Raw genomic sequence first — 15,265 nt, forward strand, 5'->3', positions numbered from 1 at the left:
GGCGTAGCCTCGCGATCTGACGGACCATCCGCAGCGGTCGAGCGCGGTCACTGAGCCCAACCATCCCGACTCGAGCACTCGAAACAGAACTGGCTCGGTCTGTGAGCTGGAGCCCCTGAGAAGCGATTCACTTCTCAGTCCTGTGGACGTCGGTGTCGACCGATCGCGATCATGCCGATACGAACCGCGGATCGTTCGGCAGCGACAGCTGCGTCAGCCACCGAAGGAGCCGACAGTACCGTTGCCCAGCAAGGTGAACTCGGTGCCGCTCAGCAGTTGCTCATCGAGCAGATTCCTGGTGTCCACGATGACAGCCCGGTCGACGTCGGTCGCGAGTCTCGACCAGTCGAGGGAACGGAACTCGGGCCATTCGGTGAGGATGACGATCGCGCCCGCGTCCTTCGCCACCAGATACGGGTCGTCCACCACGCGGATGCCGCGCAGGTCGCGGGCGCTCGAGTCCGGGACGCACGGGTCGTATGCGGTGACCGTGGCGTCGTGATGGGCCAGTTGCCGCGCGACCGCGACGGCGGGGGAGTCGCGCAGGTCGCCCGTCCCGGCTTTGAACGCGAGGCCGAGTACGCCGATGCGCGTGCCCGCCAGTGAGCCGTCGACCGCACCGGTGGCCGCGCGACGGATCTTGCGCATCATCATCGCGTGCTGATAGTCGTTGGCGCGCAGGGCATCACGGACGATCGCGAAGTCGACGCCCGAAGTCTCCGCGGCTCGCAAGAGCGCGCGCGTGTCCTTGGGCAGGCACGAGCCGCCCCAGCCGGGGCCGGGCGCCAAGAAGTCCGGGCCGATCCGATCGTCCATTCCCATCGCGTCGGTGACTTTCGTGATATCGGCTCCGACCCGTTCGCACAGTTCGGCGAGCGTGTTCACGAACGAGAGTTTGACCGCGAGGAAGGCGTTGCTGGCGTACTTGGCGAGTTCCGCGCTGGCCGAGTCCGTTCGCAGCACCGGCGCGCCCGTGCCCGCGTAGAGCGCCGCGACACGGTCGGCCGACTCCCGGTCCTGCTCGGCCGCACCGACCACAATGCGGTCGGGACGCAGGAAGTCCTGCACCGCGTGGCCCTCCCGGAGGAATTCGGGGTTGCTGACGACTGCCGTGCTCGCGAGGCCGGACAGCGCGGGAATTCGCGCCGCCGTGCCCACCGGCACGGTGGACTTGGTGACGAGCACACAATCCGGCGGTAGGACGGTGGACAACGTCTCGAGCGCGTCCTCGAATGCGCCCAGGTCGGCCGTGCCACCGGTGCCCATGGGCGTGGGAAGGCACAACAGGACCACTTCGCATTCGTGCAGCGACGCTGGGTCGGACGTGAAGAAGAGCCGGTTCTCCGAGAGCCCCTCGCGCACCAGCTCCGGCAAGCCGGGCTCGACGATCGCGACCGTACCCGCGCGAAGAGCCGCTACCTTCGACTCGTCATTGTCGACACAGACCACGTGATGTCCCAAGTGGGCGAGGCACGCGGCACTGGTGAGCCCCACATAACCGGCGCCCACAACGCCGACGCGACTACCCACGGCGCACCCGCTCTGCGAGCAACCCGGTCGCGGCCGTCAGCACCTGTTCCGGTCGCACCATGAGCAGTCCGGGATGCGGATGGTCGGTATTCGGGTCGCCGGCTTCCCCCGCCCACAGCGTCACGTGGTGTCTCGCGGCCGCGGGCGGTCCCCACCGGTGCGGAGGCGTGGGGCCGAACAGCAGTACCGACGGTGTGCCGAAGGCGGTGGCGAGATGCCCTACGCCGGTGTCGCCGCACACGACCAGGGCCGCGTGGGCCACCAGCGCGGCGAGATCGGCCAGGCCGGTGCGTCCCGCGTACACCGCTGAGGGCGGCAACCCCGCTTTCTCGGCGACCGCGTTCGCCAATCGCATCTCCCCGGCTGTCCCGGTGATCACCACTCGGTGGCCGTTGCCGCTGAGTTCCCGAGCCACGCGCGCGAAACGTTCGGATGGCCAGCGGCGCGCGGGATAAGCCGCGCCCGGATGGATCACGACCACGTTCGACTCGGCGGGCTCCGGTGGGGCGGGCAGCAGCAGCGCGGTGGGATCGGCGCCGATTCCTCCGTATTCGAGCAGGCGGCACCAGCGCTCCACCTCGTGCATGTCCTCGCGCCACTCGAGGCCGGGCAACTCGGGGAAATCCGGATGGTGATGGGTCAGCAGGGTATTCGGGCGTGACGCCAGCAGATCTCGGATGCTCTCCGGCCCGCTGCCGTGCAAGTTGACCGCCAGCCTCGGCGGCGGGCCCGGCCACCGCAGCGCACCGAGTCCCGCGGTCGGCAGCAGTTCATCGACCGCGTCGATGAGTCCCACCAGCTCGCGGAGCGGTTCCGGCGCGGCGAGCACCACCCGGCCGTCCGGGTAGGCGTTTCTCAGTCCGCGCAGGGCGGGCACGATGGTCAGCAGATCGCCGAGCCCGAGTGCGCGGAGCACGAGAATCGAGTGCGTCAAGGCCACGAACCTTCTTCCGACGCGCACACGACCATCTCCCTGACCTCGCAGCCGGGCGGCTGGCTCAGCGCGAAGACCACCGCGGCGGCGACGTCGTGGGGTTGGTTGAGTTTCGCGTCGGGCGGCGGCTTGTACTGCTCGTCGCGGTCGTCGAAGAACGCGGTATGCATTCCGCCCGGGATCAGCAACGTCACCCCGACGCTGCCCGCCGTCTCGGCGGCGAGCGCCCTGGTGAAGCCGACGACGCCGAATTTCGAAGCGCAATAGGCGGTCGCGTCACCGACCGCTTTGATGCCCAGGGTGGAAGCGCAGGTGACTACCGTTCCCTTGCTTTCCCGCAGGGCCGGAAGGGCGGCACGGATCACGGCGGCTGTGCCGAACAGATTGACCTGCACCACGTATTCCCACTTCTTCGTAGGCACCTTGTCCAGCGGGCCGCACGCGTCGGTTCCGGCGGCGGTGAACACGCCGTCGATCCGCCCGCCCGCGCGCTCGATGATCTCGTGCACAGCCTGTTCGGCGGCGTCGGTATCGGCGAGGTCGGCACGCACGAAGTCGACCGGCGTCTCGGGCTCCACCCGGTCGATCACGTACGGGCGGCCCCCGTTCTCGCGCACGGCGGCGGTAACGGCCGCGCCGAGCCCGGAAGCGCCGCCGGTGATCAAGATATTGCCGAGGGTTCGCATCGTGCTCCTTCGCTGTCGGGTCAGCCGCCGGCCTGGGCCGCGGCGACCAGCTGTGATGTCGAGTAACCGGGAACCGTGGGGACCAGCGCGATCTCGCCGCCGTAGCCGCGAACGACTTCGGCCTCGGGCAGCTCGGCGCCGGAGTAATCGCCGCCCTTGACCCACACATCGGGACGCAGGCGGTCCAGCAGCGCGCTCGGTGTGGACTCGTCGAACACGACGACGGCGTCCACCGAGGACAATTCGGTGAGCAGCCGGGCGCGATCGCGTGCGGTGACGATCGGGCGGCGCGGCCCTTTCAGACGCCGCACCGACGCATCGGAGTTCAGGCAGACCACCAGCGCGTCGCCCATGGCGCGTGCCTGGCGCAGCAAGCTCACATGGCCGGGGTGCAGTAGATCGAAGCAGCCGCCGGTGGCGACGAGTCTGCCGCCGCGCGACCTGATCCGCGCCGCCACCTCGAACGCCGACTCGCCCGCTTCCTCGGCGCTCGCCTTGGTGACAGCGGCGCTGTCGCGCGTGGACAGCGTGACCGCGCCGCCCGCGGCGACGAATTCGGCCGCCGCGTCCACGGCGCGCGACACCGCATCGGCCACCGTGGACCCGTCGAAGAGCGCGGCGGTCGCGGCCGAGGCGAATCGGTCGCCCGCGCCGCAGGTGTCGGAACCGGCGTGCCCGGCGATACGCACCTCGGCGGGCACGGGCACCACGGTGAGCCGTTTCCCATTGGCGAGCACCGCCCCGCCCGATCCGGTGGTGACCGCGACCGAATCCGCGGACCACTCGTCGCGAAGCACCTTCGCCAACTCGTCGGGCTCGACGTATCCCGGCGCGAACTGACGCGCCTCTCTCAGATTCGGTGAGACCAGCGACGCACCCGGCGTGGGCGCCGGACCGCGCGGGTGTGGATCCCACACCACCGGCACGGCCCGGGACAGGTCGGTCAGTAGGTGCCGGATGCTCGGATTCGCGGCCACACCCCGGCCGTAGTCCGCGACGAGGATCGCCCCGGCCGCCCGCAGCGTCCTGGTGACCGCGGCGCTCACCGGACCGCCGTCCGCGGTCCCGTCGCCGGTGTCCAGTCGCAGCAGCGACTGACCGGAGGCGCGGACGCGGGTCTTTCGTACCGTCTCGCCGCGCAGCAGCATCGGAACGACCTGCACGTGCTGGTCGAGCAGTCGCGCGAGGATGCGGCCGTCGTGGTCGTCGGTGGTCGCGGTGATCAGCGCGACCTCGGCGACCGACTGGGCGGCCAGCGCGGCGGCCAAGCCTGCGCCGCCCGGACGTATCCACTGGCGTGCCACGTCCACCACGGGCACGGGCGCTTCGGGGGACAGCCGGTCGGCGACACCCTCGATGTCGACGTCGAGAATGACGTCGCCGACCACGACCAACGGCTTCATGTCGGTACCCCCAGTGCGTCGTCGAGCGCCACGCACAAGGCGTGCACCAAGACCAGATGCACCTCCTGCACCGTCGCGGTGGTGGACGCCTCCACGGCCACCGCGTCGTCGCACAGTGCCGCGAGCGGATTGGGCGCGGGTCCGGTCATGGCCCACGTGGTGATGCCGATGTCGCGCGCCGCTTTCGCCGCGGCCACCACGTTCTGGCTGGTGCCGCTGGTGGACAGCAAGAGGAGGACGTCATCGGGCCTGCCGTGCGCCCGGACCTGACGTGCGAACAATTCGGTTGCGCCGTAGTCGTTCACGATCGCGGTGCCCGCCGAGGTGTCGGCGTGCAAGGCGATCGCCGACAGCGGGCGCCGCTCGGTGCGGAAGCGGCCGACCAGCTCACCGGTCAGGTGCTGGGCTTCGGCGGCGCTGCCACCGTTGCCGCACGCGAGCAATCTGCCACCGTTACCGAGTACTTCCGCCAGTTCCCGCCCCCACCTGCGAATAGTCGGTGCGAAGCGACTTGTGCGCTCCAGTGCGGTACGCAAAGCCGCGAAATGCTCCTCGATCACGACACACCTCCTGTCCGCAGACGCTCGCGCTTGCCTGCACCGAGTTCTTCCGCCACCATGACGACCTGCTCGGGGGTGATCGACTCGAGGCATGGGTGCCCCGCGACCGGGCACTCCCGGGCCCTGCTGCCCCGGCACGGCGCGCGTTGGTCGCCGAGCATCGCCACCGGCACGCCGTAGGGTGCCCAGCGCTCGGCGGGCACGACCGGTGCGAAGAGGGACACCACCGGCGTCCCGACGGCTGCGGCGAGATGCGCCGGACCGGTGTTGGGCGCTACCACGACGCTCGCGTCGCGGAGCACGGCGGCGAGCTCGGGCAGGGTGGTGGCTCCGCCGAGGTCGATGGCGTGGACACCGGCGACAGCATTGGTGAGCGGTCGGTCGGAGGGGGCGCCGGTCACGATCACCCGGTGACCGGCGCCGGTCAGCGCGGCGACAATGGCCGCCGAACGGGCCGCCGACGGCTGCCGCGCCGGTACCGAGGCGGCGGGATGCACCACCACATAGCCCGGTTCGCCGGTCAGGCCACCGACTTTCGGGAGTGGTTGTCTGACCGCGAGTTTCCCGTCGTCCCCGCGCGGCAATCGGAAACCGGCCGCTTCGGCGAGCGACAGCGCGCGTTCGGCTTCGGGTGGATCGCCTTCGACGCGATGGCGTAGATCCAGCAGCGAACCGGGGTAGTCGTCGGAGATCGCGCCGATCCACCGCACACCAGCCATCCTGAGCAGCAGCGCCAGCGGTAGCGGCGACTGGTGGAAAGACGTGAGGATCAACGCGATGTCCACGTCGAGTGCGCGTATCCGTTCGATGAACGCGTTCACGCCCGCCGCGGTGATCTCGGGCGGCTCCGGGTCGATCCACGGCGCACACCAGGTCAGAACCTGTTGCACACCCGGAAGGAGCTCGCCGCCGGCGCGGCCTCGCGGCCCGGTCAACAGCGTCACCGCATCGACGTGCGCGGCCACCGCGCGCACGCACGGTCCCGCCAGCAGCACATCGCCGATGTTGTCCATGCGTGCCACCAGCGCCCGGCGCGTCATGGCGCACCCGCCATCGCCAGCCGTACCGCTTCGACAAGATCCTGCGCCACGGTCGCTTCCCGACGCGCGCGATGCACCTCTTCGGGGCGGGTTCTCGCCGTGGGCACCAGGATCGCGCGTGCGCCCGCGGATATGGCGGCGTCCATATCGGCGCCGATGTCGCCGATGAGCACGCACCGGCCGACGTCGACGCCGAGATCCGCGGCTGCCCGTCGCACCATGCCCGGCTCGGGTTTGCGACACCCGCAGCCGTCGCCCTCGCCGTGCACGCACACCTGCCACGTCGCGAAAGGTCCGAGCAGTTCCTCGACCCGGGCGTTCACCGCCGCCAGTTGCCCGGGGCTGATCAATCCTCTCGCGACACCGGACTGGTTGCTCACGATGCCGAGCTGTATGCCGGCCGCACGCGCCATCTCCAGCGCTTCGACGGCACCCGGCACCGGCTGAACCTCGGCCGGGTCGGCGAGGTAGGGGACATCGACGATGAGGGTGTCGTCCCGGTCGAACAACAACGCCAGCGGTGAGGTGTGGGTCGCGTGCCGGTGGCGCAGTTCGCCGCGCAGGCGGTGCCAGCACGCAGCCGGTGGAATCAGCGCGCTGCTCACCGTCATCCGGCCGATTTCGCCGGGCGTGCGAGGCCCCGGCGCGATGCGGCGCGTGGCGAATGCGCCGGTCAGCGTCATCCAGATCGCCGCCGACAGGAAGGCGGGGCGTTTGCGGCCTGCGATGCCGAGCGTCATGGCCAGCGCACCCGCGGCCGTGGTCAGCGCGTGGCGGGGGAGAAGCCCGTCGGCTTCACCGATGCGCTGACGCCACCGCGCCCCGTACTTGCGCCGCAGCAACGCGTTGTCGGCGTTCCCGCGTTGTGCTCGCACACTGGCCAAGGCCCCCGAGGACACGCGGACCGGATGGCGAGTCAGCCGTTGCCCGGGTGCGATGACGTAACCGGCGAGGCAGACGCGCAACGCCAGATCGGCGTCTTCGCGAAACGCCCTTGGGAATCGCTCGTCGAAGCCTCCGACCGCGGCCAGCGCCGACCGGCGGTAGGCCATGTCCGCTGTGATCCACCGCGCGGTGGCCAGCCGTGCGGTTCCTCGTTCCTCGTCGGTCGGTCGCCGGTATTTCGGCAGCGGCACCTCGATGCGGGCGGTGGAAGCCGCCGTCTTCTCGTCCAGACCGTGCAGGTCCTCGGCCAAGCGGGCAGGCCAATCCGGCGTGGTGAGCACATCGTCGTCGAGGAACGCGATCCACGTGCCCGTGGCATGCCGCCACCCCGCGTTCCTCGCGGCAGCGGGTCCGCGACCACCCGAGCGGATGACTCGCACCGGAGGCTGTGTGCCGGGCAGCGGCAGTTCCCCGCCTGCGGGCCGATCGTCTACCACGATGATTTCCCGTGGCCTCGGTCCCGCCGCGGTGTCGAGCGACTCGAGCAGCACCCGAAGACTCTCCCGGCCCGTAGTCGGGATCACGATGCTGTAGTCCACGGTATGGCCGGTCATGGCCGCCGTACCAGAAACGGGCCGATGGCCAGCAGGTCGATCGGGGCGGAACCGAAGCACTCGAGGGCGTCGCGAGGCGAATCGACCATCGGCCTGCCCGCGGTGTTCAAGCTCGTGTTGACCACCACGGGCAACCCTGTGCGCCGGTCGAACTCCGACAACATCCGCGCTAAAACCGGGTTGTCCGCGGGATCGACGGTCTGCACCCGCGCGGTGCCGTCCACATGCGTCACGGCGGGAATCCGGGTGCGCCATGCCGGGGCGACATCGTGGACGAACAGCATGTACGGGCTCGGCAACGGTCCGCGTCCGAAGATCTCCGACGCCCGGTCGGCGAGCACCATGGGGGCGAGCGGCCGGAACTGTTCGCGCCCCTTCACATCGTTGAGGCGTTCCAGGTTGGCCGCCCGACCGGGATGCGCGAGCAGCGAACGATGCCCGAGCGCGCGGGGGCCGAATTCGGCCCGGCCCTGGAACCAGGCCACCACCTGGTCCTCCGCGAGCGCTTGCGCCACTGCGGCGGCAACGTCTTCGGACCTGGTGTACCGGATCTTCGCCGTGCGGAGAATGGTTTCCAGTTCCTGGTCCGTCCACTCGCGGCCGAGATCGGCCCCCCACATCGGGGTGGCACGCTCACCGAACTCGGCCGCCAACTGGAGCGCGGCGCCCAGGGCGGTGCCCGCGTCACCCGCCGCCGGTTGCACCCAGATCCGTTCGTAGGGGCCTTCGTCGTGCAGCCGGGTGTTGGCCACGCAGTTCAGCGCGATGCCGCCGGCGAGTGTGAGATTGCGCTGCCCGGTATGACGATGCAGCCAGGACGTCAACTCCAGCAACACGTCCTCGAGTCGTCGTTGGACGCTCGCGGCGAGGTCGGCGTGGTCCCCGCCGAGGTCACCGCCGGTCGCGGCGGGGGCGAAGCACTCCCAGTCCACGGGTTCGGTTCGAAAACCACCGTCACCGGTGGAATACACCAGTTCCCGGAAGCGGTCGAGGAAGCGGGGCGTGCCGTAGGAGGCGAGGGCCATCACCTTGTATTCGTCGCTGGACCGGGCGAATCCGAGATGTGCGGTGAGATCCTCGTACATCAGCCCGAGCGAGTGCGGCAGCCGCTGTGCCGCCAGCTCCACGAACTTGCCGTCGCGGTACTCTCCGGCGAGATAGGACTGGCTCTCGCCGCGACCGTCGGCCACGAGGACCGCCGAGTCGCCGAACGGCGCCGCGAGCGCTGCTGACGCGGCGTGCGCCACGTGATGCCGCACGAAGCGCACGATCGAGGGATCGAGGCCGGGCAACGCGGCCCGGAGAAAAGCGGGCGCCCTGAACGCGTAATCCGTTCGCGTCTCCTCGCTTTTCTCGTCGAGACCGCCGAGCGAATGATTGACCAGCCCCGGGTCGTAGGAGTAGCCCACCGCGTCGAGCTGGTCTGGGCGTATCCCCGCTCGGTCCAGGCACCATGCTGCCGCTTGCTCGGGCAGTTCCCACGCGGAAAAAGGCACCGGCCGTTTGCCGTGTTTGCGACGTGTGAACCGCTCTTCTTCGGCGGCCGCGACGATCTCGCCGTCCACGACCACGGCAGCAGCAGGATCGTGGAATACCGCGTTTACTCCCAGAATGCGCACGGGTCGCCTTTCTGTTCGAGACGCGCGGGACCTGCCCGCTGACGTATACGGGCGCTACCCGCTGAAGCCGCCGCTAAACTGGTTTGCTGTACCGAGCCGCTCAGGCGGTAATTCTTCCGCCGACATAAACGCCCCGCCTGCGAACCAGTCGATCGTGCGGTGCAACCCATCTGCCCTGGTAACCAACGGTCGCCAGCCGAGTTCGCGCTGAGCCAGCGAGATGTCCGGACAGCGCCGTTTCGGATCGTCTATCGCGCCGTCGACAAAATGCACAACGGATCGGCTGCCGGTCATCGCGCGAATTTCCTCGGCGAGTCCCCGGACGGTGATTTCGTGCGGATTGCCGATATTGACCGGGCCGGGATGGTCGGCGGAAGCGAGTGCGATCAGGCCGCGCACCGTGTCCTCCACATAACAGAGAGAACGGGTTTGCTCGCCGGTTCCCGCAATGGTTAGTGGTGCGCCGGCCAAGGCCTGAGCGATGAATGTCGGAACCATTCGTCCGTCGTCGGTCCGCATATATGGACCGTAGGTATTGAAAATCCGTGCTATTCCGGTCTGTACTCCTCGTTCCCGGCGAAATGCCATAGTCAAAGCCTCGGCAAAACGTTTCGCCTCGTCATAGACGCTGCGCGGACCGACCGGGTTGACGTTGCCCCAGTAACTCTCGGGCTGCGGGTGGACGGCCGGGTCGCCGTATACCTCGCTCGTGGACGCGAGTACGAATCGAGCTCGATCCCGCTCGGCCAGGTCGAGGGCGTTGGCGGTTCCTAGTGCACCGGCTCGCAGCGTCTCGATCGGCAGCCGCAGGTAGTCCGGAGGCGACGCGGCGGAGGCGAGGTGGAAGACGAGGTCGAACGAGCCCACCGCGGGCGACGGCTCGGTGACGTCGTGCCGCACGAGGTCGAACCCTGGTCGGTCCAGCAGCCGGGCGACGTTGTCCGGTGTGGAGGTGGCGAAGTTGTCGAGCGCGACAACGGCTGCGCCCGCGTCGAGCAACTGCTCACACAGGTGCGATCCGACGAACCCGCAACCGCCGGTGACCAGCGCACGTTCGTAGCGCCGAGACACGGCTATCGCCTACCCGTCGCCGGTCGCTCGGCGCTGCCGTCGAGCGAGCGGCCGCGACCGGGCTCGCTGTTGTTTCGCGCCCGTCCGGCCGCGGTCACCCGGCGGTACGCGCGAAGTGTCTCCGTGGCGATCCGGTCCCACGAATAGCGCTTCTCTACGCGCTCGCGGCCTGCGCGACCGTACCTGTGCCGTAGTGCGGGCGCACTCAGAAGATCGCGGACCGCGTCAGCCAATTCCAAGGGGGCCTGCGGGGCGATGAGCCTGCCGGTCACACCGTCGACGACGGTATCGATGAGGCCTCCGACCGCCGCGGCCACCACCGGAACGCCGCATGCCATCGCTTCTAGCGGTGTCATGCCGAATGGTTCGTACCAGGGCGTGCACACGGCCACATCCGCCGACCTCAACAGGGGAGCAATTCGTGTCCTCGGCACCCGGCCCAGCATGTGGAGCCGGTCTCGCACGCCGAGCGCGTCCGCCAATGCCAGGAGCCGCCCGCCTTCCGGGTCATCGGCGAGTTCGCCGCCGTCCGGGCCGCCGACCAGAACCAGTTCGGTGTCGGGCAGGCTGGTGAGCGCGGTGATCGCGATGTCGAAACCTTTGCGTGGCACCAACCTGCCCACGCTGACCATCCGGTGCTCGGCCGACCTCGGTGCGCTCGGTCCCTCGGGCGTGAACTGCTCCGGATCCACGCCGCAGGGGATCACCGACGTGCGGGAGCGAGGCACGCCCATCCTGGCCAGTTCGAACACCTCGTCGGTACAGGTGGCGATGATGCGGTCGGTCCGCTCGGCGATCAGTTGTTCGAGGCGCACCCGGTCGGCCGGACTGGTGTCGTGCGTGCCCTGATAGCGGCGTTTCACCACCCCGAGGGCGTGAAACGTCTGTACCACCGGGATATCCGCGGGCCGAGCGGCACGCAGTGCCGCCAGCCCCGACATCCAGAAATGCGCGTGCACCACATCGGGGCGTTCGTGCCGCCACTGCTCGTGCAGAAAGTCGCCGAATTCATCCATGTACGGCGGCAATTCGTCCTTCGGCAATGCGCGAGCCGGTCCGGCCGGGACATTGATCACGCGGTAACCCTGTTCGGTGGTAACCGTGCGCGGCGCCTCGGCGTCCTCGCGTCGCGTGTAGACGGTCACCTCGTGCCCGTGCCGGCACAGGGCCGCGGACAGCTCCGCGACATGGACGTTCTGTCCACCGGCATCGACGCCGCCCAACAGGGCGAGCGGGCTGGCGTGTTCGGAGACCATCGCGATCTTCATCATCGTGCCTTTCCGGTCCGGGACACTGCCGTCATTCGGTGAGCTCGGCGAGCAGGGAGTCCCACCGCCGCAGGAAGGCGTCGAGGCTGTAGCGCTCCAGCGCGAACTGCCGTGCCGACTTGCCCGCGAGCACGGCGAGATCGGGTTCGTGGAGCAATTCGCGGAACTTCGCGGTGAGTGACGCGACGTCGCACGAAATGGCCCCGGCCTCCGGCGGCACCGCGCTGACGGCCTCGGTCGTGGCGAGAGCCACCACCGGCATGGCCAGGTGCATGGCTTCCAGCAGGGACAAGCCGAGCGAGGTCCACCGCGCGGTGTGCAGATACACCCTTCTGCGCGCCATTTCGGGATGCAATGCCGACTGTTCGAAGTCGCCGATGCCGCGAATCGGATAGCGGGCCGGTTTGTCCGCCGTGAAGTCGCTCGCTCCGATGCCGTACAGATCGACGGGTCCCGCCATCGCGAAGTCGGGCAACAGATCACTTCCCGTGATCCTTCCGCGCCGCGCCGGTTCGTTGATCAGCGCTACGCCGTGCGGGATTTCGCCGGTGTAGAGCGCGCCGGGGTCCACGATCCCGTGCGGCACGACCCGGGTGGGGGCGCTCCCGTTGTCCCACATCAGATTGTTGAAATGCGTGACGTGCACGATCGGGATGTCGGCGCGTTCGGCCAGCGGATGCCTGGCGGTGGCCGCGCTGGGACGCGGAGCGTTGTGCTCGAGGTAGACCGCCGGAATGTCGACGCCGGGACGACGACCGAGCCATCGCTCGATCAGGCCGATTTCCTCCGGGCGCTGGAGAACGACCACGTCCGGCTCGATTTCCCGCAACCGGCCTGCGGGCACCTCCTCGGCGGAGGGCCAGTCGCGGCCGCACCTCCCGCGGCCCCATGGCCCACCGTCTTCCACCACAGGGATCAGGTAGCGGTGCGGTCCTCGCACGAACGACGTCGTCCAAGAGCCGTGCACGTGCCATAACAGCACTTCGAGCCGTTCGGTGGGTTCGGCCATGTCGATAGCTCTTGCCTTTTACTGCCGGATCAAACCAGGCCCAGAGCTCTCAGCGAATCATCAGCTATTACGGTTCAACTGGCAGTTGTCCAGAAATGCAGCGTTTCAGCTATCGCAACAAGCCGGTTTGAAACCCCGCGTGCGAGGCAATGTCCGCGATATGAGCGGACCGAACGCTGTCACGTTTCCCGCAGGACAAGACGCGAGCGAAACGATCGAGATCCTCGATCCGGCCACCGGCGCCACCGTCGGCAAGGTGGCCATGACCGGTATGGCGGAGATCGATTCGTGCCTGGAGATGGCCAACCGTGTGCAGCCGATCTGGGCGCGAACCCCGGCGAGCGAGCGGGCCGCCGCGCTACGCGCGGGCGCCGCCTTGCTTCGCGAGCGTGCCGAGGAACTCGCCGAGCTCAATCGGGTCGAGACCGGACGTCCACTCTCCGAGAGCAAGGAGGGGGTGGCGGCAGGCGCCGCGACGTTGGAGCAATATGCCGAGCTCGGACTGGTGCACCGAGGCAAGAGCCTGCAGGGGAATTTCGAGGCCACCGACCTCATGGTGTGGGAACCGCGCGGCGTCGTCGTCGCCCTGACGCCGTGGAACGATCCCGTGGCGGTGTCCTGCGGCTTACTCGGCGCGGCGCTGGTCACGGGAAACACGGTCGTGTACAAGCCGAGTGAACGCGCGCCGCATACCGGCGGGCTGCTGGGCGATCTGCTCGCCGGTGCGCTCCCCGAGGGCGTTCTGCAGACGGTGCAGGGCGATGGGAGGGTCGGCGCGCTGCTGGCCGCGCGTTCCGATGTGGACGTCGTCGCGCATGTCGGTAGCACGGCCACCGGACGGTCGATCGCGAAAAGCGCTGCGGCCACGGGTGCCAAGGCATTGCTGGAAAACGGCGGCAACGACGCGCTCGTCGTCGACACCGGGGTCGATCCGGTCTGGGCGGCGGGTCAGGCGGCGCTCGGCGCGTTCGCCAACTCCGGCCAGATCTGCGTGTCCGTCGAGCGGATCTTCGCCCACCGGGACATCGCGGAGGCCTTTCTCGCCGCGCTGGTCGCCGAAGCCGAGGCCAGGACGGTGGCGCCGTTGGTCGACCGGCGCCATCGCGATCACGTCCACGCCCACGTGCGCGAGGCGGTGGACCACGGGGCCGAGCTGATGACCGGCGGCGTGGTGCCGGACGGTGCCGGCGCGCACTATCCGGCCACCGTGTTGGCCCACTGCGATCCGAAGGTGCGCATCATGCGTGAGGAAACGTTCGGTCCGGTCGCCCCGGTGCGGGTGGTGGATACGTTCGAGGGGGGCATCGCGGAAGCGGCGAACGACGACTACGGACTCGCGGCGACCGTGCTCACTCCGTCGATGGCCAACGCGCAGCGCGCCTGGCGGGAGCTGCCAGTGGGCACGGTGAAGATCAACGCGGTGTTCGGCGGGGCGCCCGGCGGTGCGGCGCACCCACGCCGGGCCAGCGGAGCAGGCTTCGGTTACGGACCCGAATTGCTGGACGAGATGACCCAGACGAAGGTCGTGCACCTGCGCCCGGCGAAAATCTAGGGGGCCATCCGATGCGCCACGTCACGGTCACGGAGACGCCGCGTGCCGCGGCAGACCTCGCGGGGTGCCTGCACCGGAACGCCGTGCGGCACGACGGATCTCGCGGATCCGCGCACCGCGGTCACGGTAGTCGAGGGCAGCGCGGAAAGATCGCCGAGGTGGCCGAATGACCCACGGTGCACCGGGTATGCGCCGGGACATGCGGGTACTTGTCACCGGGTGGCCCAGCTTCGTGCACGGCGAAGCGACAGCGGGGGACGTTCTCAGCATGAGCCGCGTGTGCGACGCTCTCGCATCCGCCGGGATACCCCATGACACGGCGTGGAGCCCCGCATTCCGTTCCGACGCCCTGCATCTGGACGACGCCGACTCCCAACGCTATTCCCACCTCGTGTTCGTGTGCGGGCCCGCGCATGGGGAGCAGGTGCGGTTTCTGCACGAACGGTATGCGAACTGCCGACGCATCGCGGTGGGCGTCTCCGTTCTCGATCCGGCCGATGCGGCGGTCACCGGATTCCACCGCGTCTTGCCGCGCGACGGCCTGTCCACCGCGCGACCGGACATGGCCGTCGCAGCGTCCACGGTCACCGTCCCGGTGGTGGGCGTCGCGTTCGCGCCGGGACAGGCCGAATACGGCACGGCCCGGCGGCATGGGTCGGTGCACCGGGCGTTGATGCGCTGGTTATGCGATCTGGACTGCGCCCGGCTACCGCTCGATACCAGGCTGGCGTCCGACGACTGGCGCCACTGCCGCACGCCCGATCAGCTCGCGTCGGTGTTCTCCCGTCTCGACGCGGTGGTCACGACCCGCCTGCACGGCCTGGTGCTGGGCCTGCGAGCTGGTGTGCCGGTCCTGGCGGTGGATCCCATCGCGGGCGGGGGAAAGGTCACCGCGCAAGCGGGGGCGTTGGACTGGCCCGCATTGGTCTCCGCCGAGCAAACCGCCGACGCGGGCGCGTTCGCGCATTGGTGGCGCTGGTGTCTGTCGTCGGAGGGACGCGATCGCGCGCGGCGGCGTGAGTTTCCCGCGGCCGACGCCTTGACTCGGGAACTGCTCGACGAGCTGCTCACGGGACGTCCGGCGTGAACCCTCC

General features: G+C 69.3%; 13 protein-coding genes. 2 read left to right on the forward strand and 11 right to left on the reverse strand.

Features of this window, described 5'->3' with window-relative positions; genetic code table 11:
* Positions 1-213: 213 nt before the first annotated feature.
* Genes M8859_RS15415 through M8859_RS15465 form a run of 11 tightly spaced genes read right to left on the reverse strand, consistent with a single transcriptional unit; the run spans position 214 to position 12,619 of the window.
* On the reverse strand, positions 214-1,530 hold the full coding sequence (locus M8859_RS15415) for a UDP-glucose dehydrogenase family protein (protein WP_159928994.1): 1,317 nt from the start codon (positions 1,528-1,530) through the stop codon (positions 214-216).
* Positions 1,523-2,464: a glycosyltransferase family 9 protein gene (locus tag M8859_RS15420; RefSeq protein WP_249644433.1), complete on the reverse strand. Its 942-nt coding sequence runs from the start codon at positions 2,462-2,464 to the stop codon at positions 1,523-1,525. The genes M8859_RS15415 and M8859_RS15420 overlap by 8 nt, the downstream gene beginning before the upstream one ends.
* Positions 2,461-3,150, reverse strand: a complete 690-nt coding sequence (locus M8859_RS15425) for an SDR family oxidoreductase (protein ID WP_159928982.1) — start codon at positions 3,148-3,150, stop codon at positions 2,461-2,463. The genes M8859_RS15420 and M8859_RS15425 overlap by 4 nt, the downstream gene beginning before the upstream one ends.
* Positions 3,151-3,170: 20 nt before the next feature.
* Complete coding sequence (gene rfaE2 / locus M8859_RS15430) at positions 3,171-4,553, reverse strand: D-glycero-beta-D-manno-heptose 1-phosphate adenylyltransferase (protein WP_195070075.1); 1,383 nt, start codon at positions 4,551-4,553, stop codon at positions 3,171-3,173.
* On the reverse strand, positions 4,550-5,113 hold the full coding sequence (locus M8859_RS15435; RefSeq protein ID WP_195070076.1) for a D-sedoheptulose-7-phosphate isomerase: 564 nt from the start codon (positions 5,111-5,113) through the stop codon (positions 4,550-4,552). The genes rfaE2 and M8859_RS15435 overlap by 4 nt, the downstream gene beginning before the upstream one ends.
* Entirely contained in the window at positions 5,110-6,153 is a 1,044-nt protein-coding gene (locus tag M8859_RS15440; RefSeq protein WP_159928978.1) for a glycosyltransferase family 9 protein, read from the reverse strand. The genes M8859_RS15435 and M8859_RS15440 overlap by 4 nt, the downstream gene beginning before the upstream one ends.
* On the reverse strand, positions 6,150-7,652 hold the full coding sequence (locus M8859_RS15445) for an HAD-IIIA family hydrolase (protein ID WP_195070077.1): 1,503 nt from the start codon (positions 7,650-7,652) through the stop codon (positions 6,150-6,152). Before M8859_RS15445 ends, M8859_RS15440 begins: the two co-directional genes overlap by 4 nt.
* Positions 7,649-9,271, reverse strand: a complete 1,623-nt coding sequence (locus M8859_RS15450) for a carbamoyltransferase family protein (protein WP_195070078.1) — start codon at positions 9,269-9,271, stop codon at positions 7,649-7,651. The genes M8859_RS15445 and M8859_RS15450 overlap by 4 nt, the downstream gene beginning before the upstream one ends.
* Positions 9,272-9,325: 54 nt before the next feature.
* Complete coding sequence (locus M8859_RS15455; protein WP_195070079.1) at positions 9,326-10,342, reverse strand: UDP-glucuronic acid decarboxylase family protein; 1,017 nt, start codon at positions 10,340-10,342, stop codon at positions 9,326-9,328.
* Between the two features lie 2 nt (positions 10,343-10,344).
* Positions 10,345-11,610: a glycosyltransferase gene (locus M8859_RS15460; protein WP_249644452.1), complete on the reverse strand. Its 1,266-nt coding sequence runs from the start codon at positions 11,608-11,610 to the stop codon at positions 10,345-10,347.
* Positions 11,611-11,641: 31 nt separating this feature from the next.
* Positions 11,642-12,619, reverse strand: a complete 978-nt coding sequence (locus tag M8859_RS15465; RefSeq protein ID WP_195070080.1) for a glycosyltransferase — start codon at positions 12,617-12,619, stop codon at positions 11,642-11,644.
* 160 nt (positions 12,620-12,779) lie between these two features.
* Between M8859_RS15465 and M8859_RS15470 the strand changes: the two genes are divergently transcribed.
* Positions 12,780-14,171 carry an aldehyde dehydrogenase family protein gene (locus M8859_RS15470; RefSeq protein WP_249644434.1) on the forward strand — a complete coding sequence of 464 codons (1,392 nt, stop codon included), beginning with the start codon at positions 12,780-12,782 and terminating at the stop codon, positions 14,169-14,171.
* A 166-nt stretch (positions 14,172-14,337) separates the two neighbouring features.
* Entirely contained in the window at positions 14,338-15,258 is a 921-nt protein-coding gene (locus tag M8859_RS15475; RefSeq protein WP_249644435.1) for a polysaccharide pyruvyl transferase family protein, read from the forward strand.
* Positions 15,259-15,265: the final 7 nt, after the last annotated feature.

This window comes from Nocardia sputi, assembly GCF_023501985.1.